Origin of the sequence: Pseudorhodoplanes sp. (genome assembly GCF_046289595.1) — a bacterium.
Taxonomy (GTDB): domain Bacteria; phylum Pseudomonadota; class Alphaproteobacteria; order Rhizobiales; family Xanthobacteraceae; genus Pseudorhodoplanes.
Genome location: NZ_JBKBVB010000044.1, coordinates 1 through 25546, shown reverse-complemented (window position 1 = coordinate 25546; position 25546 = coordinate 1). Strand labels below are relative to the sequence as shown.

Here is a 25546-nt window from a genome sequence, read left to right as displayed (position 1 = left end):
TCCTTCCCGGCGGCCGGTGCCGGTCTTACTTGACCTCGACCTTGATGGCGGCCCGGAACACATCCCGCCTGTCTGCGGGCACCGGCTTGGCATTCTGCGGGGTGGCCGGTTCGCCCTTCTTCTTGATGCCTTCGATGGCAATGGCGCGGGTCGCCTTGCGCTTTGAGTCTTCCGCAACCGAGCGGGCGACATTGCCGGTGAAGTTCTTCACCGTGGTCAGGGGCGCCTTGTCGAAGTCGTTCTTGATGCCGTCGACGTCCTTGCTTTCGCTGCAGGTGGCGATCACCTGTTCGAAGCCCTTGTCCTGCATCCTGAAGATGAACGGCGCGTTGGGTCCGGGGAACTGGATTTCCTGACCCGCCTTGACGGCATTGTTCTGCTGGAACTTGTTCGGCAGCAGCACGGTCGCGGTGCCCTTGTCGTCAAGATTGACCAGCGTCAGGAAGCAGCTCCGCTTGGCAACCACGGTAAAGACCGGAGTATCGCCGACCTTGTACACGTCCTTGTCCGACGTCAGCGACAGACCCTCGTTGCTCACGGGCTTGGCGACCTCCTTGCGGGCGGCGCTGACGCTGGAGCCATTGGCGGCGCCGGCGACCTCGACCTCCTCCATGTCGGTGATGGACTTGGCCAATTCGCGGAAGTTGTTCTCGAACTGATCGCGCGGGATCGACCCCTGTTGCAGGCGGCGGATCAGCGGCCGGAACCTGCGCTCGGCATCCTCCGCAGCCTCCTCGAAGTCCTCCTTGTTGAAGCCGAATTCGGCCGCAGCAAGGGTGAGGTCGAGATCGTCCTCGTAGCGCTTGGCGAGCGCGGTGATCATCTCGACACCATTCAGCTTGAGGTTGGGATCGAGGCCCGCCCGGTACATGGCGTCCTGGAAGCGCTTCATGTCGGACTCGATGATCTTGTCCATGCGCTCGGTCGGGATGTAGAGCGCCTCGACCGCCTCACGGGTCTTGCGGTCGAACGACTTGCCCGACAGCACGACGTCGCGCACTTCGTCTTTGGCCTTGCGCATGCCCTGGTCGTGGCAACCCATGCAGGACAGGCCGTTCACCACCGCCAGATCCTTGCGCGACAGGTCGCGAACGATCTGGGTCGGGCCCTTGTCGAGCTTCTTGCCGTCGGCTTCGTTCAGGTAATAGCCCTGGAAGCCGTTCGGCAGGCTCCAGATGGTCTCGCCGCCGTCATGCTCGAAGCCGTCCTTGACGAAGCCGTCCTTGCCGCCCGGGCCGAGCGGGAATTCAAAGAAGCTCTGCTTGCCGCGGTTGCCGGCGAAGTCATAGGACGTCCAGAAATAGCCGGCGCGCGAGGGATGGCGCTCGATCATGCGGTTGTTCTGGCTGACGCCGGACTTCTGGAATCCTGAACGCTGCGCGATGAAGCGCTCGATATTGGCCTTCAGGTCGACGCCTTCCTGCTTTGCCAGTTCCGGGAAGGTGTCCGGCAATTTCAGAAGCTTGTCGTAGAGCGGCGGCTGCGATGCTGCGAAGGCGAACCAGTCGGCGCGCACATAAGGCTTTTGCGTGCCTGTGGTGCTGGTGAGGACCGACCGCAAATCGCTGTCCGGCTGCAGGTTATAGGGATAGCTCGCAAGGACCGTATCCCAGTCCTTGGATTCCCAGCCAAGATCGTCGAGATTGAAGCGAATAATGGTCTCATGGGGGTCCGCAGTTTCCAGCCGGACCACGTCGGACGAACGGCTCAGACTGTTGAGCAGCTTCACCGCGCCCTGGCGGAACACCTTCATCGCCTCGTCCTTGGCGCAGGCATTCTTCAGATGCGTGAGCGTCAGGTAGCGGGTGCCCTTCTTGCGGTGATTGGGCATCTTGGCGAGATCGGCCGAGATGAAGCCGAGCATGTCTTCGTTGGAGACGAATTTTCCCGGTTCGCATTTGCCGCCAGCCTGGGTGATCCAGAGCTCCAGCGCCTTCAGATCCGCTTCACTGACCGAGGGAAACTCGGTCGCGCCCTCATATTCCGTGTCATAGGGCATTTCCCGGTCGACCATCTGCTTGAAGAGTTTCGAGCCGAACGGATTGCCCGGGAGGATGTAATTGGGATTGGCGGCAAGCTCCTGGAGATTGAGCACGTTGCCGAAATTCTTCGACGGCCGTTCCCGCACCGTGAGCTTGCCTTCCTGATGGCAGCGGGCGCAGTGCTTTTCCAGCACGTCATAGGCCGCTTTTTCCACCGGATCGGTGGGCACCGGCGGGACGGTGGCAGAGGCGGTTCCGGAAAGGGTCAGCGCGATGCCGAAAGCGGCCGCCGCTGCCAAAGCCTGAACCGGCTTATTCACTCTAAGACGACCGCTCATTGTGGGTCTCCCATAACAAGGCGTTGCGACGCGCGGCGCCACTGCGCCGTGTCGGACATTTGTGTGCGTGCCGCAGCGGCGCGTTCAAATGGGTCGAAACCGAATTCGTCAAAGCGATGTGAAATGCTGCTCATATTCGGGTAGAAGCCGTGCGCGAGGATGCCCGCCTTCGTCGTTTGCCGATCATAAGCCGAATTCGGGAAAAACCTGCAGATTTTTTGCTGCTGTCCCGGCAAGCCCAGTCAAAATTCGGTTAGGGACTGTTCGCAGTTTCGGCAAAAAAGACCCGCCCGGCGGGGACATGCCGGACGGGTCATGCGGACCGGTACAGGGTGGAAGGGGCGCGAGCACCGGTCACACGATGGGCGATCCTGCCGGGCGGCAGAAGCGCAACCGAAGTGTCACGGATTGGTCGCGCTGTGCGCGTCGCAGGTTCAACGGACAGACCGGTTCTGCCCTCATTCGAAATACGGGCGGGGGCTCTCACCGGCCCGCCTGCGGCCATAACCAGTCCCGCACGGCCCGCCACACGAACGACAGTTTCGCCCCAAGCCAGTCGCGCGGCGTCTCCGTCAAAGACGACGGGGCGCCGTCGTCATCGCCGCGCGGATTGGCACGCCGCCACTCGCTCGGATTCTCGAAGCGGCCAGACCAGACTCCTCGCTTGTCGGCGCGCGCTTCGGCTTCTACCGCGTGGTAGGGATTGGTATGGCCGCGCCGGCTGCGCGTCGTGGCATAGCCGGCGCGGACCATCTCCTCGGCGAGGTCGCGTCCGCCGGCCTGACAGACCGCGATATTGCGGCCGAAACGATCGATGGAAACGATCCGGCACTGGACCGGATCGGTGCCGATGATCCGGCGAAGCTCGGTTCGGGCGCGCATGCCGCAGGACCAGGAATGGCCTTTCGCATCGATGCATTCCTGATGCAATTCCGGCGCATCGATGCCGAAGAGCCGGTAGCGTTCCTTGCCGAGCGCGAACGAATCGCCGTCCGACAGGCGAACCGGTTGCGGTCCCTTCTGCGCAACAGCGAATCCGGATGGAGCAACAGCCAACACGATCGTCAGGACGGCCTTCAGCAGCATCAGCTACCGGCCGCCGCCCTGCGCCGCACCGCCGGCGATCGCATCGGACCGGCCGCCAACCGCACGCAGCGCTTCGTAGGCGTCGGCGAGGCCAGCGCCGAAATCCTTGTCGCGGCCCGCAGGTCCGAGATCGCGTGCCGTCGACAGCAGCACGCGACGGACCGAGTCCGGCGACAATCCCGGTTCACGCTCCAGAATGAGTGCGGCGATGCCGCTGATATGCGCCGCGGCAAACGAGGTGCCGGTGGTCATGTCATAGTTGCCGCCCGGTGTCGGCAGCAACAGCCGTACGCCCGGCGCTGCGACCGCAACATGGTGACCGCGGTTGGCCCCGCGAAACAGATTGTCCTGCGCGTCGGTCGCGGTCACTGCAATCACGTTGGGATCGGAGGCTGGGAATAGCGGCGGCGATTTCGGCCCCTGGTTCCCGGCCGCGGCGATCAGCACGATGCCGCGTTTGCCGGCGGCGGCGAGCATGCGTGCCAGGATCGGATCCTGCGGACCCGCGAAGCTCATGTTGATCACGCGCGCACCCCGCCCCACCGCCCATTCGAGCCCTTTGAGGATACCGAAGGTGGTTCCCTCGCCATTGCCGGTCTCCGGATCGAAGGCGCGAACCGCAAGAATCCGCGCGCCCGGCGCGACCCCGGTCAGTTTCGAACGCGCGACGATGGCGCCGGCAATGCTGGTGCCATGGGCGTGCGGAGCGCCGTCGCCTCCGGCCGGGTTGAATGCGTCTTCGATCGTGCCCTGCAATTCCGGATGACCCGCATCGATACCGGAATCGATCACGGCAACCAGGATACGCTCGCCGCGCGACAATTCATGTGCGCGCGGCAGCCGCAATTTGTCGACGGCATACTGAATGCCCTCGCCGCTGCGCGATTGCTGCAGCGTGTAGCGATAGTTCGGCTGCACCGAAAGAATCGCGCGGTCGGCTTCGAGACTGCGGATCACCGTTGCGACATTGCGTCCGTCGGGAATTGTCCAGCGGAACATCGTGGTCCCGCTCAGTTCGAAGGTCTGCGACTCCTGGCGGTTCAGACGGTGACGGCGCGCCAGGGCATCGACCTCCTGCTGGCTCGGACGGCCGGACACCTCGATGACGACTTCGTTGGCGACGAAGCGGCGCTCGCCGGGCAAGGGCAAACCCGAGGTGCGCCGCGGCTGCGCCTCTTGCTGGAGCGGCTCGTCCACGCCCGGCGCGGCGCGCGCTGCGGCATTGGGGGACGGATTCGGCCGGGATGGCCTGGCCTGCGACTGCGATTGACCCGGCCTTGTCTGTTTCGCCGTCCTGGGCGGCTGCGGATTGGCCGGCGCGCTCTGCATCTTGAAGCTGCGGCCCTGCGACGCAGGCCGGTCATAGGCCTGCGCAATGGCGGTCTGCGCAAGCGCCGGATGCGAAACGCCCGTCAGCCCGGTCAGCACCAGGGCCGCCGGCGCCGCAAGACTGCGAAGATTGCGCAAGAGCTGCATGATCGAAAGCCTCCGCAAGGTCCGATCGGCGACGCGGATCCCATCCAGAGGGTGCGCCGCCGCACCCGCTAATTGGTCGCGGGAACGGCGAAGCTTACCACCTTGCTGTCGCCGAGCTTTCTCACGATTTCGGCAGCCTGTTCCTTCTGCGCCGGAACGCGCAGCCGGAAGAAGCCGTCCGCCGGACCGCCGACAATCGTGGCCTTGTTGGCGTCCAGAAACTCGGCGATCTCGGCCGCGGTCGCCTGCGGCGCGAAGCGCACCAGTGCCTCGACGCCCTGCGCGGCTGCCGTCGTCACCGCCGGAGCCGACGCCAGGTCGGGCGCGCGGCCGGTCCGCTCGCCGACCAGCGTACCGATCACGCCGGCCTGCAGCAGCAGCGCGATCGCGGCGACACCGCCGGCATAGGCGAGCGTCCGCGGCGACAGGCTCGCCATGAATTCGGTGATGCGCCCCATCAGATTGAACGAGGCCACGGCCGGCGCGCGCGCCGGTTCGGCGTCGATCTTCTCGAACAGCGCCTTCATCGCGCGCTGCGACGGCGCACCGAGCGATTCGTTGCTGGCGATGGTCTCGCCGAGCTCCTCGCGCACCATTTCGAACTGGCGCGCCAGTTCGTTATCGTTCGCCAGCGCCTGCTCGACTCGCGCGGCGTCGCGGCGGCTCAGCGTGCCTGCGGCATACCAGGGCAGCAGGAGCTCGATCTCTTCGCGCTCGGGCGTTCTGTTCATTGCCGTGTTCATGGCCAACCTCTTTCGATTCCCGCCGCCCTCAACGATTCCGCCAATTTCTTGCGCGCATAAAACATGCGCGTCTTGACGGTATTCTCCGGGATGCCGACGATCTGCGCGACTTCTTCCACGGACTTCTCGTGGTAGTAGACCAGATCGATGATCTCCCGGTGCTCCGGCGTCAGTGTTTCGATACACTTGCGCAGGATCACGCTCGTATCCTTCTTCTGCATCGCGGCTTCGGGGGTGTCGGAGACATCCTCGATCGCCTGTGCAGTTTCATCGTCCAGTTCAGCCTCCTTGCGCCCGCGAAGAGCGGAAAGAGCCTTGAACCGCGCGATGGCGAGCAGCCAGGTCGACACCGCGGAGCGGCCCTCGAAGCGTCCGGCTTGCCGCCAGACATCGAGGAAGACCTCGCTGATCAGATCCTCCGCCGCGGACTCGTTACGCACCAGGCGAAGGACGAACCGGTAGACCCGTACATGGTGCCGCGCGAACAGCACCTGCATGGCGAGCCGGTCACCGCCTGCGATCCGCTGGATCAGGACTTCGTCTGATGTTTGCTGCATCGGGACGGCCGGCTCATGGTTTGGTCGCGGCGGGGCCGGACCCGGTTCAAATGGATGTGAGCGAATTTTACTGGCGGGGCCGAAAGTTTCCCCCGTTCTTCCTAATGCAGCGGCGGGATATTCCCAATAGGGGAATTTCGTCATTGTTATCAATGACTTTTCTCAATCTATCGGGTATTGTTTCAAGCCATGAGCGCGCCCTTCACCCTGGAATCGCTAAATTCGCTGCCGCTGCCGGCGTTTTCCGCCGCCGTCGGCGAGGTCTTCGAACATGCGAGCTGGGTCGCGGATGCCGCGTTCGGGCACCGTCCGTTCGCAACCGTTGCGGCGCTGCACGAGGCGATGATGGGCGTGGTGCGATCGAGCCCGGCGGAGCGCCAGCTCGCCTTCATCCGCGCGCACCCGGAGCTCGGATCGAAGGTGAAGCGGCTCGACATCACCGCCGACTCGCAGGCCGAACAGGGCTCGCTCGGCCTCGACCGGCTGAGCGATGCGGAGTTCCAGACCTTTACCGAGCTGAATGCGGCCTATCGCGAGAAATTCGGCTTCCCCTTCATCATCTGCGTGCGGCGCCACACGCGCGACTCGGTGCTGCGGCAATTCGCACGGCGGCTTTCGAACGATGCCGAAACCGAGCGCAACACGGCGCTGGATGAAATCGCCTTCATCACCCGCCTGCGGCTTGTTGACCGGGTCGACGGTCCGGGCAAACCCAGAACCGAGGGGCGGCTGTCCACCCATGTCCTCGACAATGTCAGCGGCAAGCCCGCCATGGGTGTCGCTGTATCGCTGTACGAAATCGGCAAAAGCGCGCGCGCCTTGCTCAAGGAAACCTCCACCAATGCCGACGGCCGGACCGACCAGCCGCTGATGGCGGGGGCACCGCTGCGGATCGGAACCTATGAGCTGCACTTTGCGGTGTCGGACTATTTTTCCGCCAAAGGCGTCGTCCAGGCGGAGCTGCCGTTCCTCGATGTGGTCCCGATCCGCTTCTCGATTTCAGAGCCGGAGGGTCATTATCACGTCCCGCTCCTGGTTACGCCCTTCGCCTATTCGACCTATCGCGGAAGCTGACATGACCAAAATGCCGGTACCCGGGCGGCTTCTCACGGCTGCAATTGCCGTCCTTTGTGCGCTTCTTCATCCTGCGGCCGCGCAGGACATACACCCGCCGGCCGATCCCACATGGTCGGTGCCGCAGATCGGCGCCCTGGCCTATGATGCTGCCGGCATGCAAATCCGCCGCGGCCACGATCTTGTCACAGCGACCTCGGTCTGGATCGGCCCGCATGTAACGGACGAGGCAAAGCGCTTTGCCGGCAATAACCTCGCCTGCTCCAATTGCCACCTGAATGCAGGCACCAAGAAATTCGGGCTGCCGCTCTGGGGCCTCTATGACAGTTTTCCGCAATACTCGGCGCGCGCGGGCGCGGAAATCACGATCCAGGACCGCGTCAATTCATGCATGACACGCAGCATGAACGGAAAGGCGCTGCCGGATGACTCCGAGGAGATGCAGGCTTTCGTCGCCTATATCAAATTCCTGTCCGCCGGCACCAAGCGCGGTGAAAAGCTGTCGGGACTTGGCGCAGGCCAGATGCCGCTCCTGAGCGATGCCGCGGACCCGCTCCGCGGCCGGGCGATTTACGCGCGCGCCTGTGCGCAGTGCCACATGCCGAACGGCGAAGGCGTGCTGCGCAACCGCGAAGTGCCGTCTTTCGGCTACCTCAACCCGCCGCTCTGGGGCCCCGACAGCTTCAACGACGGCGCCGGCATGGCGCGGCTGATCACTGCCGCAAACTTCATTCACTTCAACATGCCGAACGGCACGAGCTATGACGAACCGCGGCTGACGCAACGCGAATCCTGGGACGTCGCCGCCTATGTGATCTCGCAACCGCGGCCCAAACGCGCCGGCCTCGAACGGGACTTTCCGGATCGCCTGCAAAAGCCGGTCGATACGCCCTATGGCCCCTATGCCGACGGCTTCAGCCAGGCCCAGCATCGGTTCGGACCGTTCGGCCCGATCGAAGCGGCGATTGCCAAACTCAAGGCAGAGAAAAAGAACTGATCTGCACAAGCCCTTGCTTTTCATCATCATGAAAGCCGGCAGGGTGGTGCAACACGCGGCGCTGCGCTAGGACAAGCTGCGGCTTGCGCGCACGCGACACCACAAAGACGACCGAGGAAACGATGATCGATCTCTATACATGGACCACCCCGAACGGCCGCAAGGTTTCGATTGCGCTGGAAGAGCTCGGCCTGCCCTACAAGGCGCATCCGATCGATATTTCCAAGGACGAGCAATTCGCTCCCGACTTCCTGAAGATTTCGCCGAACAACCGCATTCCGGCGATTGTCGACAACGACAACGGAATGTCGCTGTTCGAGAGCGGCGCGATCCTGATCTATCTCGCCGACAAGACCGGCAAGCTGATGCCGAAGGACGGCGAAGGCCGCTACCGCGTGATCGAATGGCTGATGTGGCAGATGGGCGGCGTCGGCCCGATGCTCGGCCAGGTGCATCACTTCGTCAAATACAACAAGGGCAAATCCGCTTATGCCGAGGAGCGCTATGCCAAGGAGGCGCAGCGGCTGTACGGCGTGCTCGACCGCCGGCTGGAGGGCCGCGACTTCCTCGCCGGCGACTATTCAATCGCCGACATCGCGACCTGGCCCTGGATCTCCCGCTTCGAATGGCAGGAGATCGACCTCAACACATTCCCGAATGTGAAACGCTGGTACACCAACATCGCGCAACGTCCCGCGGTACAGCGCGGTTACAAAGTTCCAAAGGACGTCGGCGACGTTCCGATGCCGTGAAGGTTGCGAACCGGCGGCGCCTGATGGTTAACCCCACGCAAACAAGCGCCGCTGGCACCGCCTGGGTGTATGAATGGTAATGCTTGATTCAGAACAACGGTGAATTGCAAACAAGATTTTACGGTTTTCCAAGCCGCGGCGCCTATTCCGGACACAATCACAACAAGTCCGGGAGCGGCGGACCTTGTTCCCCTCTTCGCCTCGCATCTCTTTTCGCGGCTTGCTGCTGGTGGCGCTCGGCCTGATCGGCACCGCCGTGGCCGCCATTGGTATTACGATTGTGGCGTTGCGGCAGGATGCGATTAGCGATGCGGTCAACAACACATCCAAGATCGCGACAGTGCTCGCCCAACAGACCGCGGAAGCGGTCCGGGCCATCGATAATGCAGCATCCGAAATCGCCGAACGCCTCGGCAGTCAGGATGCGCTTGAACATGGCTTCGATGCGTTTGCCCGGAGTGAGGCCGCCCACCGTTTTCTAGCCGACCGGTTGTCCCGCATTCCGCAGACCGAAGTCATTGCCCTGATCGACAAGGATGGCCAATTCGTCAATGCCTCGCGTGGCTGGCCGGTCAAGTCCGTAAACTTGTCGGACCGCGACTATTTCGCTTACGCGCGCGATCACGGCGATCCGAAACTGTTTGTCAGCAGAGTGGTCCGCAACCGCGTCAGCCAGCAGCAAAACGTATTTTTCGCAAAGCGCATCAACGGCCCGAAGGGCGAGTTTCTCGGCATCGTCCTCGCCGGCATCAAACCCGCTTATTTTCAGCATATCTATCGTTCGATACAGGGAGTCGACAGCCAGTCCTTCGCGCTGCTGCGCGACGACGGCACGCTTCTGGTGCGCTACCCCGAGCTGAGAGATGCAACCGGCACGCGCCTGCCGCCAACGTCGAAATGGTACCAGATGGTACAGAACGGCGGCGGGCTCTATACGTCATTGACCGCCTTCGACGGAACGCAGCGACTGACTGCGATCCGGCCGCTGGAAAACCTGCCGCTTGTCGTCAATGTCGGGATACCGCAGAGCGAGGCGCTGGCAAGCTGGAGGCACCGCGCAACGACGATCGCAATCGGTACCGCACTTGCGCTGATTTGCTCTCTGCTCCTGATCTATGCGCTCTATCACCAGTTCGTCCAGCTCGCCGAATCGCAAGCGTCGCTGCGCGAACGCGAGGCCAGGCTCGCGGAGAAAACCGCCGAACTGGAGGAGGTCAATTGCCGTCTCGACACCGCCGTCGACAACATCATCCAGGGTTTGGTGATGTTCAATTCCGCGGGAGAAATGGTCCTCTGCAACAATCGCTTCATCGAAATTTACGGGCTGAACGCGGAGCAGGTCCGGCCCGGCATTTCGATCCGGGAGGTGCTTGAGCTCCGGACAAAAGCCGGAAGCTTTTTCGACGATATCGACGCCTATATCGACGAATTGATGAACAGCATGCGGGCGGGCAAGCCGCTGGTCAAGATCACGCAAGCTGCCGACGGCCGCTCATTCTGCGTCACCAATATGCCGACAGCGGGCGGCGGCTGGGTTGCGACGCACGAGGACATCACCGAACGCCGCGCCAACGAGAAAGAGCTGCAGCAAACGCGAAACATGCTGCACACGGTGGTCGAGAACAGTCCGGAGATGCTCGTCGTCAAGGACGTCCGCAGCGGCAAATTCGTATTCTTGAATCGCGCCGGAGAGGATCTGCTCGGCATCTCGAGGGAGAACTTCGTCGGCAAGACCGTTGAAGAAGTCTTCCCCAGAGACACAGCGGAAAGAGCGAAGCAGAGCGACGAGAATGCCCTGCGTAGCGGCCAGTTCGTCATCGAGAATCGCCGGGTGCAAACCCTTGACGGGCGCGACCGCTATATTACCTCGAAACGTTTTGCGATCCGGAACCAGCAGGGCGAGCCAGAATATATCCTCAATGTCGTCGAGGACGTTACCAAGCGCCTGCGCGGCGAACAGGAACTGCAACGCACCCGCAACATGCTGCGCGCGGTGGTCGAAAACATTCCGGAAATGCTGGTGGTGAAGGACGCCGCGTCCGGCCGTTATGTCTTCGTCAACCGTGCAGGCGAGGAGTTGCTCGGCATCGAGCGCGATGACATGGTCGGCAAGACCACCGAGGAAATATTCCCGAGGGACGAGGCTCAGAAGATCGTCATGCGGGACAAGGAGGCGCTCCGGATGGGGCAGCTGAAGATCGATTCGCACCTCACCGTCACGCCCGACGGCCGGCTGCGCGACATCGTCTCCAAACGTGTCGCCATCGGCGGCAAGGATGACTCGCCCGAATATCTGCTGACCGTTATCCAGGACGTCACCGAACGCAAGCGCAACGAATCCCGGATCGCCCATCTCGCGCACCATGATCCGCTGACCGACCTTGCCAATCGGGCCGCCTTCAATGCAAAGCTTTCCGAAACGCTGGATCACATCGCGGCGGCGAATGGCCGGTTCGCGCTGCTTGCCATCGACCTCGACCGTTTCAAGGAGGTCAATGACCTGTACGGGCATGCGGCCGGGGACAAGGTTCTGCTTGAAATTTCGAGACGGATGAAAGAGGCCGTCGGCAGCGGTGCGTTCCTTGCCCGGCTGGGCGGCGACGAGTTCACGGCGATCCTGACCGACGACGCCACCCCGGAGAATACCGGGGCACTGGCGCAGCGGTTGATCGATGCGGTGTCCGGCGAAATCGACTGCGACGGACGCAAGGTCCGGCTCGGAATGAGCATCGGCGTCGCCATGTATCCGGCGGACGGGACAGATATGGCGGCCTTGTTGCGCAATGCAGACGCGGCGCTGTACCGCGCCAAGGCCGAGGGCCGCAGCGGCGTCCGCTTCTTCGAAGCCGAGATGGATCGCATGCTGCATGACCGGCGCGCGCTTCAGGCCGACCTGACGCTTGCGGTCACCCGCAATGAACTGCAGCTCTATTACCAGCCGCAGGCTCGGATCTCGGGTCAGGTCATCGGTTTCGAGGCGCTGCTGCGCTGGGATCATTTGCGCCGCGGCTTCGTTCCGCCCGACACCTTTATTCCGCTTGCCGAGGAGAGCGGTCTGATCGACCGGATCGGCGAATGGGTGCTGCGCGAGGCCTGCCGCGAGGCGGCGGCGTGGCGAAACCCGCTGCAGATCGCAATCAACCTCTCCCCGGTGCAGATGCGGCAGGCCGATCTCGTTCCGATGGTGCATTCGGTGCTGCTCGAATCCGGCCTTGCGCCGGATCGTATGGTGCTCGAGATCACCGAAGGCGCGCTGATGGACGACTATTCGCGCGCGGTGTCGATCCTGCGCCGGCTGAAGGCGCTTGGCGTGCGCATCGCCATGGACGATTTCGGCACCGGCTATTCGTCGCTGTCCTATCTGCAGTCGTTTCCGTTCGACAAGATCAAGATTGACCAGACCTTCATCGCCAATCTTGAGCGCAACACCCATTCCGGCGCGATCGTGCGCGCGGTGCTGGGCCTGGGCCGCAGTCTGAACCTGACCACGGTCGCCGAAGGGGTCGAAACCCAGACCCAGCTTGCGATATTGCGCGGCGAGGGGTGCGACGAGATGCAAGGCTATCTGATCGGACGGCCGCAACCCATTGCCGAATATGCCGAGCTCATTGGCGCACCGTCGCGCAAGCGGCGCACAACCGTTGCCAGCTGAGCGGCGACGCCGGTTCCGCGACCGCGATAAGACCTTTTCAGGGTCGCAGCATTTCCACAAAACCGTCCGGTTTCGACAGCATCAGGCAAACTTCATCGGGGGACATCCGCGGGGACGTCTCGGACGACAATTCGATCGCTTCGCGCAGCCGGCTGCCGTTTGCCTGCGCGGCAGGGAGAATTTGCGCGCATGAAGCTTGCGCTCACGATTGTCGGCGCCGTCCTGGTCGCCAGCACGACAAAATTCGGCTCGGAAGCGGTTCATCTCGAGCATTGGCGGGCCGAAGCAAGACCGGCCTTCGCGCATATCGAACTTGCCGGCCTCAATGTCGCGGAAGACCAGCCGGTCAAGGTCGCGCTGAACCCGGTCCCAAGCGCGGAAATCCAAGGAAGCCTTGCCGCGCTGCGCGCGCCGGAAGGTCCGCCGCTGCCACCGCCCGATGTGACGCTGGAATCGATTTGCTACGGCATCGCCTACGCGGCCGAGATCCATGGCATTCCGGCCGGGTTTTTCGCGCGCCTGATCTGGCAGGAGAGCCGGTTTCAGCAGCGCGCGGTCAGCCCCGCGGGCGCCCAGGGTGTCGCGCAATTCATGCCGGCGGTGGCGGCGGAGCGGGGCCTGCGCAACCCGTTCGACGCACTTGCCGCCCTGCCGCAATCGGCCCGCTTTCTGCGCGAGCATCTCGACACATTCGGCAATCTCGGCCTTGCCGCAGCCGCCTATAATGGCGGGGCACGGCGGGTCACGGACTGGCTGGCGCGCCGCGGCCCCCTGCCTCAGGAAACGCGCGATTACGTGAAGATCATAACCGGCCACGACGCCGAACGCTGGACCGAGGAGAATCACATCGAGCTGCCGGTGCACCTGCCCTCGCGCGCGCCCTGCGAGGGCATCGCCGACCTGTCGCGCGACGCCGAGCCGGCCAAGGTCGCTGTGCAACTTGAACCGCAGGTGGCCAAAATCGTCGAGACCGCCCGTATTGCAGCAGCCAAGGCCGAGGCCGCAGCAAAAGCGCGGATCGCCGCCGCCAACGCCAAGCGCAACAGGCAGCTCGCCAAGGGCAGCGGTCCCAAGGCCAAACCCGCCCAGACCGGGGCACAGCCGGCAGCCACCAAGACCGCGTCCAAGCCGGCGCTCCCTGCAAAGATTGCCGAGCGTGCGCCGACCGACCGGCCGGCAAAGACGGCCAGGACCCGGCTCGCGGAGACCAGCGCCGCCAAGCGCTGAGGCCGCGTAGCCGACGCCGCCGGTTGCACAATCCAGCCCGCTCCTTTGCGTGGATCATGATGCCGTCCGAAAACCGCTTCGCACTTTTCGGCGTCATGCTCTAGAACAGGGCGTTTTGGGATTTCATCATGGCGTTCGACACCATCATCCGCGGCGGCACCATTGCGACCGCCTCCGACACCTTCTCCTGCGACATCGGCATCAAGGACGGCCGCATCGCCGCGCTCGGCGCCGATCTCGGCACCGCGAACGAGATCGTCGACGCCACTGGGAAGCTGGTTTTGCCGGGCGGCATCGACAGCCACGTTCATATCGCGCAACCGTCCGGCCCGGACATCGTGATGGCCGACGACTTCGCATCGGCCACGCGATCGGCGGCCTTCGGCGGCAACACCATGGTGCTGCCCTTTGCCATGCAGCAGAAGGGCCAGTCGCTGCGCGAGGTCGTCACCGACTATCACAGGAAGGCGGACGGCCAGTGCTACGTCGACGTCTCGTTCCATCTCATCATCGCGGATGCGACCGATGCGGTGCTCGGCCAGGAGCTGCCGGCGCTGGTGCATGACGGCTACACCTCGTTCAAGGTCTTTATGACCTACGAAGGGCTCGCGCTGTCCGACATCGAGATGCTGAATGTCATGAGCGTGGCGCGCGACACCGGCGCACTCGTCATGATCCATGCCGAAAATTACGACGCAATCCGCTTCCTGACCGACCGCCTCGAACGCGCCGGCAAGACCGAACCGCATCACCATGCAACGTCGCGTCCGATCCCGGTCGAGCGCGAAGCCACCTACCGCGCGATCTCGCTCGCCGAATTGATCGACGTGCCGATCATGATCGTGCATGTCTCGAACGGCGAGGCGATGGAGGAAATCCGCAGAGCACAGCAGCGCGGCCTGAAGGTCTATGGCGAGACCTGCCCGCAATATCTCGTGCTGACGGCGAAGGACATGGAAGGCCTCAACATGGAGGGCACGAAATATGTCTGCTCTCCGCCGCCGCGCGACGAGGCGAGTCAGCAGGCCTGCTGGCAGGGGCTGCAGCAGGGCGTGTTCTCGCTGTTCTCATCCGATCACTGCCCGTTCCGCTATGACGATCCCAAGGGCAAGCTTGTGCCGAAGGGCCGCACCTCCTTCCGCTGGGTGCCGAACGGCATTCCGGGCGTGGAGACACGGCTGCCGATCCTGTTTTCGGAGGGGGTCGGTAAGGGCCGCATTACGCTGAATGAATTCGTGGCGCTGACCGCAACCAATCACGCCAAGACCTACGGTCTCTATCCGAAGAAAGGCACGATCGCCGTCGGCGCCGATGCCGATATCGCGATCTGGGATCCGGAACGCGAGGTCACGATCTCGCAGTCGCTGATGCATGGCGGCTCGGACTACACGCCGTACGAGGGGATCAAGGTGAAGGGCTGGCCGGTCTCGACCATGGTGAGAGGCAAGTTCGTGGTGCGCGACGGCCAGCTGGTCGGCACGCTTGGTGCCGGCGCTTATGTGACGCGGGCCAAATCGGACTACGCAAAGCCGCGTGGCGCAGCATCAGCGTGAGCGATCATCGAATGACCACCCTGTTCTCCGACCTCAATCCTCCGCCCCGCCTGCTGATGGGCCCCGGTCCCGTCGGCGTCGATCCGCGCGTGTTGCGCGCCATGTCGATGCCGATGCTGGGGCAATTCGATCCGGCCTTCACCGCCTATATGAACGAGATGATGGAGCTGATCCGCCAGCTCTATCGCACGAAGAACAAATGGTCGCTCTTGATCGACGGCACCGCGCGCGCCGGGGTCGAGGCCATCCTGGTCTCGATCATCTCACCGGGCGACAAGGTGCTCGTCCCCTCGTTCGGGCGGTTCGGTTTCCTCCTCGCAGAAATCGCAAAGCGCTGCGGCGGCGAGGTCGTCACCATCGAGCGCGACTGGGGCACAGTCTTCACGCCGGAGGAGATCGAAGCAGCGGTCAGGCAGCACAAGCCGCGCGTCCTCGCCGTCGTGCATGGCGACACCTCGACCACCATGGCGCAGCCGCTCGACCAGATTGGCGCGATCTGCCGCAAGCACGACGTGCTCCTTTATACCGACGCCACCGCGTCACTCGGCGGCATGAATGTCGCAATCGACGACTGGCAGGTCGATGCCGCCTCGTCCGGTTTGCAGAAATGCCTGTCCGGCCCGCCCGGCTCCTCGCCGATCACCGTCAACGAGCGAATCGTCGATGTGGTGAAGCGCAGACGGCATGTCGAGGGCGGCATCCGCCCCGCGAATTTCGTCGATGGCGACGGCCCGGTCATCCAGTCGAATTATTTCGATCTCGGCATGATCATGGATTACTGGAGCGAGATGCGGCTCAACCATCATACCGAGGCGACCTCGATGCTCTATGCCGCACGCGAGGCGATCCGCATCGTGCTGGCGGAAGGGCTCGATGAATGCTTCGCGCGGCACGCCCTTGCAAGCGATGCGATCACCGCAGGGCTGACCGAGATGGGGCTGAAACTGTTCGGCGATCAGACCAGCAAGATGCCGAACGTCACCGGCGTCCATATTCCCGACGGCATCAACGGCGATGCGGTGCGCTCGATGATGCTGAACGATTTCGGGATCGAGATCGGCACCTCGTTCGGGCCGCTGCACGGCAAGATCTGGCGCATCGGCACCATGGGCTATGTCTGCCGCAAGGAGAGCGTGTTGACCTGTCTTGCCGCGCTCGAAGTCTGCTTGCGTCAGGCCGGCTTTCGCGCCGGCTCCGGAACAGACGCGGCGCTGGCAGTCTATCGGGCTGCGGACGAGCCGGCGCATCGGGCGAAGGCTTCCTGACGAACAAAAAAAACGGTCCCGCCGCATCTGACAGGACCGTGTAAGGATTCGACGAACGGGGCCGAGCCAATTGCGGTCCGGCGCGTCGTCTGATTAGAGATAGCCCATTACAGTGCGGTGACTCTTTTCCGTGGCCTGTGGATAAATCCCGGGATGTGCGCCGTCGCGCACGCGGCCGCAACTCAGCGCCTGAGCCGCTCAAGCTCCGGAAACGGCTGCCAATTCGCCTTTTCGCACTGCTCTTTGCGCGCCGGTACCAGGGTATCGAGCCGGCCCGCCAGGAACGCGACCAGAACTTCGCGGCTGCCCTGATACCGGCCTGTGGAATCCTTGGCATCGAAGCGCACGCAGACCATGTAGCGCTGGTGCGCCGGCGTCACCTGCTCGGTCGACAGGCGCGGTGTCGCCGGAATGGTGCGCAGCTCCGGCTCGCCGATCGAGGCGCCGCGCACCCCCGTCGGATCGTTCAGGTAGGTGCGCAAATAGGCGAGAATCTCGCCCTTGTAGTCGGCCGGAGGGACATTGGGCTCCGTGGTGACGATGGAGCCCGGATCGCGCGAACAGGCGGCCGCGGCAGCCACCGCCAAGAGCACGGCAAATGCCAGCGTCAGCGCGCGGCTGCTGCGTCCTGAATGGTGCGCCATATCCGCTCCGGCGTGGCCGGCATGTCGATATGTTCGATCCCGTACTCCGACAGGGCATCGACGATCGCGTTGATGGCTGCCGCAAGCGCGCCAACCGTCCCCGCTTCGCCCGCGCCCTTGACGCCCAGCGGATTCATCGGGGTCAGCACCTCGTTGGCCTTGCAGATGAAGAACGGGAAATGTGAGGCGCGCGGCATCGCATAATCCATGAAGGAACCGGTGAGGAGCTGTCCGTCCTCATCGTAGCGGATGTCCTCGAACAGAATCTGTCCGACCCCCTGGACCACCCCGCCATGCACCTGGCCCTTGACCAGCAGCGGATTGACCACCCGGCCGACATCGTCGACCACGACGTAATTCAGGATCCGGCAGACGCCGGTATCCGGATCAATTTCCACCTCGCAGACATGGCAACCGTTCGGAAAGGTCGCGGCCTTCGGCGCAGCGATGGTCTTTTCCGAAAAGCCGAATGTGCCGCCGAGGCTCGGGTCGCGCATCGTGTAGGAGAGCTTCGCAACATCCTTGATGCCGATCCTGCGGTCGGTCCCGGCAATCGCGAACTGTCCCGCCTCGAATACGATGTCACCGGCATCGGCCTCGAAATGCACCGCGGCAATCTTCTTGCCGCGCTCGATCAGCCGGTCGGCGGAGATGCGCAGTGAATTCGATCCGGTGATCACGGACCGGCTGCCGAAGGTGCCGGTGCCGAATTCGACGGCGTCGGTGTCGCCATAGCGCACCCGCACGTCGCCGATCTCGAGCCCGAGAAAGTCCGCCACGATCTGTGCGAAGGTGATCTCATGGCCCTGCCCGTGCGAATGCGTGCCCATCGAGACGGTGACGCCGCCGGTCTGGTCGAACCTGATCTCCGCGCTTTCCGGCATCGGCGCAGGCGCAGGCCCCGCCGAAATCTCGATGGCATTGGCAAGCCCGATGCCGCGCAGCTTGCCGCGCTTCCTGGCTTCCTTCCGCCGTCCGGCGAAGCCCTTCCAGTCGGCAAGCTCCAGCGCATCGTCCATGTTGCGCTCGAACTCTCCGGAATCGTAGGTGAAAACGAATTTCGTATTGTAGGGCATCTGGTCCGGTGCGATCAGGTTGCGCCGTCGTAACTCGACCGGATCGAAACCGCATTGCCGCGCGGCCACGTCGATCACGCGCTCGATCGCATATGTCGCTTCCGGCCGCCCGGCGCCGCGATAGGGCGCCGTCGGCGGCGTGTTGGAAAATACGCCGGTCACGCGGGTATGGATGTGCGGGGTACGATAGACACCCGCGAGCCCCCCGACGTTATTGGTCGGAACATGCAGCCCCATCGGCGAAATATAGGCACCGATGTTGGCGGTGGTCTCGACTTTCAGCGCCAGAAAATTGCCGTTCTCGTCGAGGCCGAGGGTCGTCGTGGCGCACACATCGCGGGCGTGGAAATCGGAGAGAAAACTCTCGCCGCGTTCCGCGGCCCACAGCACCGGACGGCCTGCGAGTTTGGCGCCGACGAGCGTCAGCACATATTCGGGAAATGGCGCCTCTTTCAGCCCGAAGCCGCCGCCGACATCGGGCGACACCACACGGACGCGGTTGCCCGAAATGCGGAAAATATCGTTGGCAAGACTCTCGCGCACCGCATGCGGATTCTGCAGACCGCAATGCAGCGTATAGGCCTCGGCCACCGGATCGTATTGCCCGAGCGCGGTGCGCGGCTCCATCGTCACGGCGGTAATGCGGTTGATCGGGTAGCTGACGCTGACCGTGTGCTTTGCACCCGCAAGCGCCTGCTCCACCGCATCGCGACTGCCGACGTCAAACACGAAACACACATTGCGCGGCGCCTGCGGCCACACCTCCGCCGCGCCCTCGTCGGCGGCATGCGCGGTGTCGGTGACCGCCCGCAGAGCCTGCCACTCGATCTCGATGGCTTCGGCAGCGTCCTTGGCCTGATCGAGGGTCTCGGCGAAGACCGCGGCCACCGGATCGCCGACATAGAGCGCGCGCTCGCGCGACAGGATGCGATAGGGCGGCTCGAAATTCGGCTTGCCGTCCGGGGACTGGCGCTTGACCTTGGACTGGATCGAGCCGAGCGCGGTCATCTCGGGATGCTCGCCGGTGAGGACCAGATGCACGCCCGGCATTTTTTCCGCCGCCGCGGTGTCGATTTTCACAATGCGGGCGGCGGCATAGGGGGAGCGGACCACAAACAGACGCAACGCATCGCGCGGCGCGAGGTCGGCGGTGTAGCGGCCAAGTCCACGCACCAGACGGAGGTCTTCGGTTCGGGGCAGCGATTTTCCAATGAAGCGATAGGTCATTTCAGCTTTCGGGCGGGTGGGACTGTTCGGCCCCTCTCTTAGCCGCTTCGCCGCAGCGAGTCATCGCATTCGCTCATGCATTCATGCCGCCGTCCGTCATATACACGCTGCCCGTGCAGAAGCTCGACGCATCGGACGCCAGGAACAGGGCGGTTTCCGCGATCTCCTGCGGCCTCGCATGGCGGCCCAGCGGGATCATGGCGTTGATCATGGCGGTAGCGTCGGTGCCGATGGCGTTCGATATCCGCTTTTCGATATCGTCCTGGAACGAGTTATCGACCGGACCCGGCGCCAGCACGTTGCAGCGGATGCGGCGCGCGGCCGCCTCCTTCGCCACCACCTTCATGAGGCCGATCACCGCATGTTTGGAGGTGGCGTAACCGACGATGGCCGGGGCCGAGTTCACCCCCATGATCGACGAGGTGATGATGATCGAACCGCCATCGTTCATCAGCGGCAGGCCGTATTTGCAGGCAAGGAATGAGGCGCGCACATTGACCGCCATCACCCGGTCGAACAGGTCGTCCGGATAGTCCGTGACCGGTGCGATCGCCCCGCTCATCCCGGCGTTAGAGAACAGCACGTCGATCTTGCCGAAGCGCTCGACGGTAGCGGCGAGATAATTCTTTGTGGCGTGGGTATCTGCAACATCGGCAGCGAAGGTGTCGACGGCGCCGGGCGGCGCGAAGCCTTTCGCGGCCTTCGCCAGAAGCGAGGGATCGCGATCGACCAGCATCACCTTGGCGCCTTCGGCTGCGAACAGCTTCGCGCTCGCAAGGCCGATGCTGCCGGCGCCGCCGGTGACCAGGCAAACCTTGTCTTTCATTTTTGGCATTGATGTCTTCCCTCCCTGTCATTCCGAAGCGCGCGCGAAGCGAGCGACCCCGGAATCCAGAATCACAACCGGCGAACCGGCCGCTCCGGATTCCGGGCTCGCGGCCGTCGGCAGCGCCCCGGAACGACGGCTATTTCATCATCCCCCGCAGCACGTCGCGCAAAGCCTCCGGGCAGGTGATGTGCGGATTGTGGCTCGCGTCCATCTCGGCATAAGGCCAGCCTTCGGCTTTCGCCCGGTCGGCGAATTGACCGAACACATCCTGCGGCGGAATGCGCTTGCAATAGATATAGCCTGCGACCGGCAGCGGCTTTCCCGACAATGACAGCCGCTGCTCGAAGCACTTGATCGGCTGGGTCAGACGCCGCGACGCGGCCCATTCCACATAATCCGGCGGCGTATCCGGCGGCATCGGGTTGGACGGCACCCGCCAGCCGTCGCCCGCCGCCGCACCCGCGCGCATTGTTGCCTCGGTCTCAGGCCCGACCAGATCGAACAGGCTCTGCCCATTCTTCGGTGCAAACGCATCGAGGTAGATCAGCTTCGCCACACGGCCCTCGGCGCGGTCCGCGACCCCGGTCGCAACCATGCCGCCATAGCTGTGCCCGATCAGTACGACATCGTGCAGATCCTCGAATTGGAGGACGCCCAGCACGTCGGCAATATGGGTATCGAGATCGATATCGGGCGACGCAAGATGCGCCCGCTCGCCGAGCCCGGTATAGCTCGGCGTGAAAATGTCGTGCCCCGCCGCCCGCAACAAAGGCCGCATCTTCTGCCACGCCCAGGCCGACGACCAGGCGCCATGCGCAACGACGATTGTAGCCACGTTTCCCCCGAAAATCCTGATCCGCTTCCGCTCAGCGGAAATGCGCGGCGATTGTGATCAGGCAAGGCGAAATTGCAACAGCACGATTGCGATCCGTGCGGTTGCCACGTCCCGGACGCCGCGCTAACCAAAACAAAAAACCAAAGGAAGCGCCCCCGGCCATGGCTCCCCGCACACGTCCGCCATTTCGCGCCGATCATGTCGGCAGCCTGTTGCGCCCGCCCGCCCTGTTGCAGGCGCGCGAGGCGCGCGCCCGCAACGCGGTCACCGCCCATGAATTGCGGACCATCGAGGACGAAGCGATCCGCGAGGCGGTGCGCCGGCAGGAGGATATCGGCCTGCAGGCGGTGACCGACGGCGAATTCCGCCGAATCGACTGGTTCATGGATTTCAAATACGCCATCGGCGGCGTCGAGAAGCTCACCGAAACGGTCAAGGTGCCGTTCCGCTCGGCGACAGGCGCCACCGATTTCGAATTCGTCGCCTACCGGATCGGCGAGCGGCTGCGGCTCGACGACACCATTTTCGCCGAGGACTTCGCCTTTCTGAAATCGGTTGCGACGAAGGCGATACCGAAACTCACCATCCCCTCACCGTCGATGATGCATTATCCGGCCGGACGCGGTGTCGACCGCAGCGTCTATCCGGACTGGGAGATGTTCTACGACGATCTTGCGGCGATCTACCGCAAGCAGATTGAAGGACTCGCCGGGCTCGGCTGCACCTATTTGCAGCTCGACGATACCTCGCTCTCATTCCTGAACGATCCGGCCCGCCGCGCCATGCTCGGCGAAGGCGCCGAGACCCAGCATCTGCGCTATATCAAGCTGTTCAACGATGCGGTCGCCGAGCGGCCCTCCGACATGGCGATCTGCACCCATACCTGCCGCGGCAATTACAAGTCCGCCTGGATGGCGGAAGGCAGCTACGATCACGTCGCCGAGGCCCTGTTCAGCGAGCTCGATGTCGACGGCTTTTTCCTCGAATACGACGACGAGCGCTCCGGCGGCTTCGAGCCCCTTCGCTTCCTGCCCAAGGGCAAGATGGTGGTGCTCGGCCTCGTCACCACCAAGTCCGGCAAGCTCGAAAGCAAGGACGAGCTGAAACGGCGGATCGACGAAGCGGCGAAATTCGCGCCGCTCGAACAGCTGTGCCTGTCGCCGCAATGCGGCTTCGCCTCCACCGCAGAGGGCAACCTGCTGACGGTCGACGAGCAATTCGCAAAACTGAGCCTCGTTGTCGAGACCGCGCGCGAGGTGTGGGGAGAAGCATGAGCGAACGTTTCGAAGGCGTCGTGGTTGCGGGGGCGGGCCCGGTCGGACTGGTCGCGGCCCTGAAAATCGCCCGCGCCGGCATTCCAGTGCAGGTGCTCGACTGCGAGCCCGACATTATCCCGTGGCCGCGCGCCGTGGTTTACCATGCGCCGACGGTGGAAATGCTCGACCGGCTCGGCCTTCTGGACGAACTCAAGGTCGCCGGCATCCTTAAACAGGACTATCAGTTCCGCACCGTGGATGGCGACATTCTTGCCGCGCCGCATATGTCGGTGCTGACCCCGCAAGACACCGCCTATCCGTTCAACCTGCACATGCCGCAGCATGAGCTCGCGCGCGCGATCCTGAGGCGCTTTCTCGCCATTCCCGGCGCCGCGGTACATTGGAATACGCGGGTGACCGCGGTCGCGCAGGACGGCGATTCTGTCACCGTCACGGTGGATCAGGGCGGCGAGACCCGGACCATCCGTTGCGACTGGCTGGTCGGGTCCGACGGCGGCAGCAGCACGGTGCGCCGCGCCGTCGGGCTCTCCTTCGATGGCTACACCCATCCGGAGCGGCTGGTCTCGACCAACCTCGTCTACGACTTCGAGGCGCGCGGTTTTGCCCGGGCCAATTTCATCATCGATCCGAAATACTGGGCGGTGGTGGTCAAGATCGACCGGCACGGATTGTGGCGCATCACCTATGGCGAGGATGCGAGCCTGCCGGAGGAGACGGTGAAAGACCGCATCGCGGATCATTACCGCGCGATCCTGCCCGACAGCGACCCTTACGAACTGGAGGCCTTCGCCCCGTTCCGCGTTCATGAGCGTTGCGCCCCGAGCTTCCGGGCGGGCCGGGTACTGCTGGCCGGCGACGCCGCCCATGTCTGCAATCCCTATGGCGGCCTTGGTCTCACCTCGGGACTGCTCGATGCCGACCTTTTGGGCGATGCCCTTCCCGCGGTCATCCTGCGCGAAGCCGATGACGACCTCCTCGACCGCTACGCGGCGGAGCGCCGCAGGGTGTTTGTGGAAGTGACCGGTCCCACCGCCGCCGAGAACAAGCGCCGGCTGAAGGAGACCGACCCGGACAAGAAGAAAGCCGACAATGAACGCTTCCACCGGCTGCATAACGACCCGCAATTCCAGCGCGAAGCATTGACTTTCACGTACAAGCTGCTGAGCCGGCCGATCGGTCTGCCCGAAAAAATGGCGCGCTGAGCTCTGCCGCCGTTTCCCCGCATCGCGCAGCGCGATCCCGCCCAGACGCAGCGGTGCCGCCCAAGACAACGCCAGACCTCAGGGTTGGGCGCGCCGGCGCCGTTAACTTGCCAACACGTCATGCAGGAAGCCGATTGAATTGTTGGACATCAAACTATAGCCTGCGGCCCAAGACCGAAATCAAGTCGGCTTAAAAAGGGAGGAGTTCGATGACATCGCCCCGTTCATTGACATTTGCGACCGCGGCACTCGCGGCCGGACTGATTGCGGCCCAACCCGCCGCGTCGCAGGAATTCGTCTTCGGAAGCTGGACCCCGGCGCGTGAGTATCAGAACGCCAAGCTGATGCCGGTCATGTTCAAGAATATCTCGGACAAGACCGGCGGCAAGATCAAGTGGACGCTGGTGCCGGGCGGCCAGCTGGTCGACGGCAAGACCACCTTCACCGGCGTCAAGGACGGCCTGATCCAGGCCGGTCTGGCGATCCCGACCTACGTGCCGAACACCGTGCCGGCCATGTTCATGATCTATTCGACGGTGGTGCTCGGTCATAACGATGTTGTCGCGGCATCGGGCGCGGCGCTCGAGACCATGTATTTCAACTGCCCCGAATGTCTCGAGGAGATCAAAAAGCTGAACGCCGTCGCGCTCGGCGGCTGGACCTCGTCGGCCTATCTGCTCAACTGCACAACGCCGGTGAAGTCGCTCGCCGACCTGAAGGGCAAGCGCATCCGCGCTACCGGCGGCAACGCCGAAATGTTCAAGATGCAGGGCGCGGTGCCGGTCGGCGCGACGCTGGTCGAGGCAGTCAGCCTCCTGCAGCGCGGCGGTCTCGATTGCCAGCACGGCATCGCCGACTGGATGCGCACCTTTGGCTATGCCGATTTCGCGAAATATGTCGTCGACATGCCGCTCGGCCTCACGGGCCCGGCCCTCGGCTTCTTCATGAATCGCGATGCCTGGAACAAGCTCACGCCCGAACAGAAGAAGATCCACCTCGACGAGGCCGTGAGACTGAGCGCCGAGATGGCGATCGGCAACTTCATCGTCGCCAACGAGGAAGGGCTGGCCACCGTTGTCAAGGACAAGGGCGTGCAGGTGATCAAGCCGGATCCCGATTTCGAGCGCGTGGTCACCGATTATCAGAAGGTGCAGCGCGAGAAGAATGTCGAGGTCGGCAAGAGCTTCGGCCTGAAGGATCCCGGCGCCATCATCGATGCCTATGAGAAGAACATCGAGAAGTGGCGCAAGCTGTCGCCGGAGATCGGCCGTGATGTGAACAAATACATCGAGGCGCTGAACCGCGAGATCTTCTCCAAGCTCGACGTCAACAAGATGTAGTCGTGGTTGCCGGGCCGTTCGCCTGAGACGGCGGCCCGGCAATTGATTCCCTTCGCAAAGGCCCGCAGGCAAAGTCTGGCGCAGCGGCACCGATTTTCGCACCGACTTGCCCGCGGACAGCCAACCGAAAAGCAAGCCCCCGATCGTGATCGAACGCCTGCTCAGATGGCTCGAATGGCCGATCCAGCTCTTTCTCTGGATCGCGCTTGTTGCCGGCTTCCTGATGATGCTGCATGTCTCGGCCGACGTCAGCGGCCGCTATTTCTTCGGCCGGCCGGTCGAGGGCACGACCGAGATCGTGTCGGCCTATTACATGGTGATCGTCGCCTATCTGCCGTGGGCGTATCTGGCGAAAAACGACACCCATATCCGCGTCGACATCTTCACGCGGCTGATGCCTCATGGCTTCGCCTA

20 protein-coding genes are annotated in these 25546 nt (G+C 63.6%); 11 read left to right on the top strand and 9 right to left on the bottom strand.

Translation table 11 applies throughout. From position 1 onward, the window contains the following. Positions 1–25 precede the first annotated feature (25 nt). The 5 genes from ACK41X_RS11325 to ACK41X_RS11305 form a co-directional block, all read right to left on the bottom strand. The gene (locus ACK41X_RS11325; protein WP_409722844.1) at positions 26–2320 is read right to left on the bottom strand and encodes a DUF4384 domain-containing protein; all 2295 of its coding nucleotides are present in this window, start codon (positions 2318–2320) and stop codon (positions 26–28) included. Positions 2321–2803: 483 nt separating this feature from the next. Continuing rightward, entirely contained in the window at positions 2804–3406 is a 603-nt protein-coding gene (locus tag ACK41X_RS11320; RefSeq protein ID WP_409722840.1) for a thermonuclease family protein, read from the bottom strand. A gap of 3 nt (positions 3407–3409) precedes the next feature. After that, positions 3410–4882 carry a S8 family serine peptidase gene (locus ACK41X_RS11315; protein ID WP_409722837.1) on the bottom strand — a complete coding sequence of 491 codons (1473 nt, stop codon included), beginning with the start codon at positions 4880–4882 and terminating at the stop codon, positions 3410–3412. A gap of 68 nt (positions 4883–4950) precedes the next feature. Further along, a complete protein-coding gene (locus tag ACK41X_RS11310) occupies positions 4951–5613 on the bottom strand; it encodes a hypothetical protein (protein ID WP_409722834.1) in 663 nt (220 codons plus the stop codon). An 8-nt stretch (positions 5614–5621) separates the two neighbouring features. Continuing rightward, positions 5622–6182 (bottom strand): sigma-70 family RNA polymerase sigma factor, encoded by a 561-nt coding sequence (locus ACK41X_RS11305; RefSeq protein ID WP_409722871.1) that lies wholly within the window; start codon positions 6180–6182, stop codon positions 5622–5624. Positions 6183–6371: 189 nt separating this feature from the next. Here ACK41X_RS11305 and uraD point away from each other — a divergent pair, with 189 nt between their 5' ends. The 7 genes from uraD (at position 6372) to ACK41X_RS11270 (ending at position 16702) form a co-directional block, all read left to right on the top strand. Continuing rightward, entirely contained in the window at positions 6372–7256 is an 885-nt protein-coding gene (uraD, locus tag ACK41X_RS11300; RefSeq protein WP_409722831.1) for a 2-oxo-4-hydroxy-4-carboxy-5-ureidoimidazoline decarboxylase, read from the top strand. Position 7257: 1 nt separating this feature from the next. Next, a complete protein-coding gene (locus ACK41X_RS11295) occupies positions 7258–8253 on the top strand; it encodes a c-type cytochrome (RefSeq protein ID WP_409722828.1) in 996 nt (331 codons plus the stop codon). A gap of 122 nt (positions 8254–8375) precedes the next feature. After that, positions 8376–9005, top strand: a complete 630-nt coding sequence (locus tag ACK41X_RS11290; protein WP_409722825.1) for a glutathione S-transferase family protein — start codon at positions 8376–8378, stop codon at positions 9003–9005. Between the two features lie 184 nt (positions 9006–9189). Continuing rightward, a complete protein-coding gene (locus ACK41X_RS11285) occupies positions 9190–12657 on the top strand; it encodes an EAL domain-containing protein (RefSeq protein WP_409722822.1) in 3468 nt (1155 codons plus the stop codon). A gap of 189 nt (positions 12658–12846) precedes the next feature. After that, entirely contained in the window at positions 12847–13884 is a 1038-nt protein-coding gene (locus tag ACK41X_RS11280; RefSeq protein WP_409722819.1) for a lytic transglycosylase domain-containing protein, read from the top strand. A gap of 128 nt (positions 13885–14012) precedes the next feature. Next, complete coding sequence (hydA, locus tag ACK41X_RS11275; protein WP_409722817.1) at positions 14013–15437, top strand: dihydropyrimidinase; 1425 nt, start codon at positions 14013–14015, stop codon at positions 15435–15437. Between the two features lie 11 nt (positions 15438–15448). Continuing rightward, positions 15449–16702, top strand: a complete 1254-nt coding sequence (locus tag ACK41X_RS11270) for a pyridoxal-phosphate-dependent aminotransferase family protein (RefSeq protein ID WP_409722814.1) — start codon at positions 15449–15451, stop codon at positions 16700–16702. A 182-nt stretch (positions 16703–16884) separates the two neighbouring features. On the opposite strand, the gene ACK41X_RS11265 is transcribed toward ACK41X_RS11270, so the two are convergent. From ACK41X_RS11265 to ACK41X_RS11250, 4 genes are all read right to left on the bottom strand, one after another. Then, positions 16885–17346 (bottom strand): hypothetical protein, encoded by a 462-nt coding sequence (locus ACK41X_RS11265; protein WP_409722812.1) that lies wholly within the window; start codon positions 17344–17346, stop codon positions 16885–16887. Then, complete coding sequence (locus ACK41X_RS11260; protein WP_409722809.1) at positions 17310–19649, bottom strand: xanthine dehydrogenase family protein molybdopterin-binding subunit; 2340 nt, start codon at positions 19647–19649, stop codon at positions 17310–17312. Before ACK41X_RS11260 ends, ACK41X_RS11265 begins: the two co-directional genes overlap by 37 nt. Positions 19650–19722: 73 nt before the next feature. Next, a complete protein-coding gene (locus ACK41X_RS11255; protein WP_409722806.1) occupies positions 19723–20484 on the bottom strand; it encodes an SDR family NAD(P)-dependent oxidoreductase in 762 nt (253 codons plus the stop codon). Positions 20485–20614: 130 nt separating this feature from the next. Continuing rightward, complete coding sequence (locus ACK41X_RS11250) at positions 20615–21313, bottom strand: alpha/beta fold hydrolase (protein WP_409722804.1); 699 nt, start codon at positions 21311–21313, stop codon at positions 20615–20617. A 161-nt stretch (positions 21314–21474) separates the two neighbouring features. Here ACK41X_RS11250 and ACK41X_RS11245 point away from each other — a divergent pair, with 161 nt between their 5' ends. The 4 genes from ACK41X_RS11245 to ACK41X_RS11230 all read left to right on the top strand — a co-directional run. Beyond that, a complete protein-coding gene (locus ACK41X_RS11245; protein WP_409722801.1) occupies positions 21475–22587 on the top strand; it encodes a 5-methyltetrahydropteroyltriglutamate--homocysteine S-methyltransferase in 1113 nt (370 codons plus the stop codon). Next, positions 22584–23792 carry an FAD-dependent oxidoreductase gene (locus tag ACK41X_RS11240; RefSeq protein ID WP_409722798.1) on the top strand — a complete coding sequence of 403 codons (1209 nt, stop codon included), beginning with the start codon at positions 22584–22586 and terminating at the stop codon, positions 23790–23792. The genes ACK41X_RS11245 and ACK41X_RS11240 overlap by 4 nt, the downstream gene beginning before the upstream one ends. A 209-nt stretch (positions 23793–24001) precedes the next feature. Further along, positions 24002–25132, top strand: coding sequence for a C4-dicarboxylate TRAP transporter substrate-binding protein (locus ACK41X_RS11235; protein WP_409722795.1), 1131 nt, complete (start codon positions 24002–24004; stop codon positions 25130–25132). 145 nt (positions 25133–25277) lie between these two features. Next, positions 25278–25546 (top strand): TRAP transporter small permease (locus ACK41X_RS11230; RefSeq protein ID WP_409722793.1); only part of this gene is annotated, 269 nt, incomplete at its 3' end.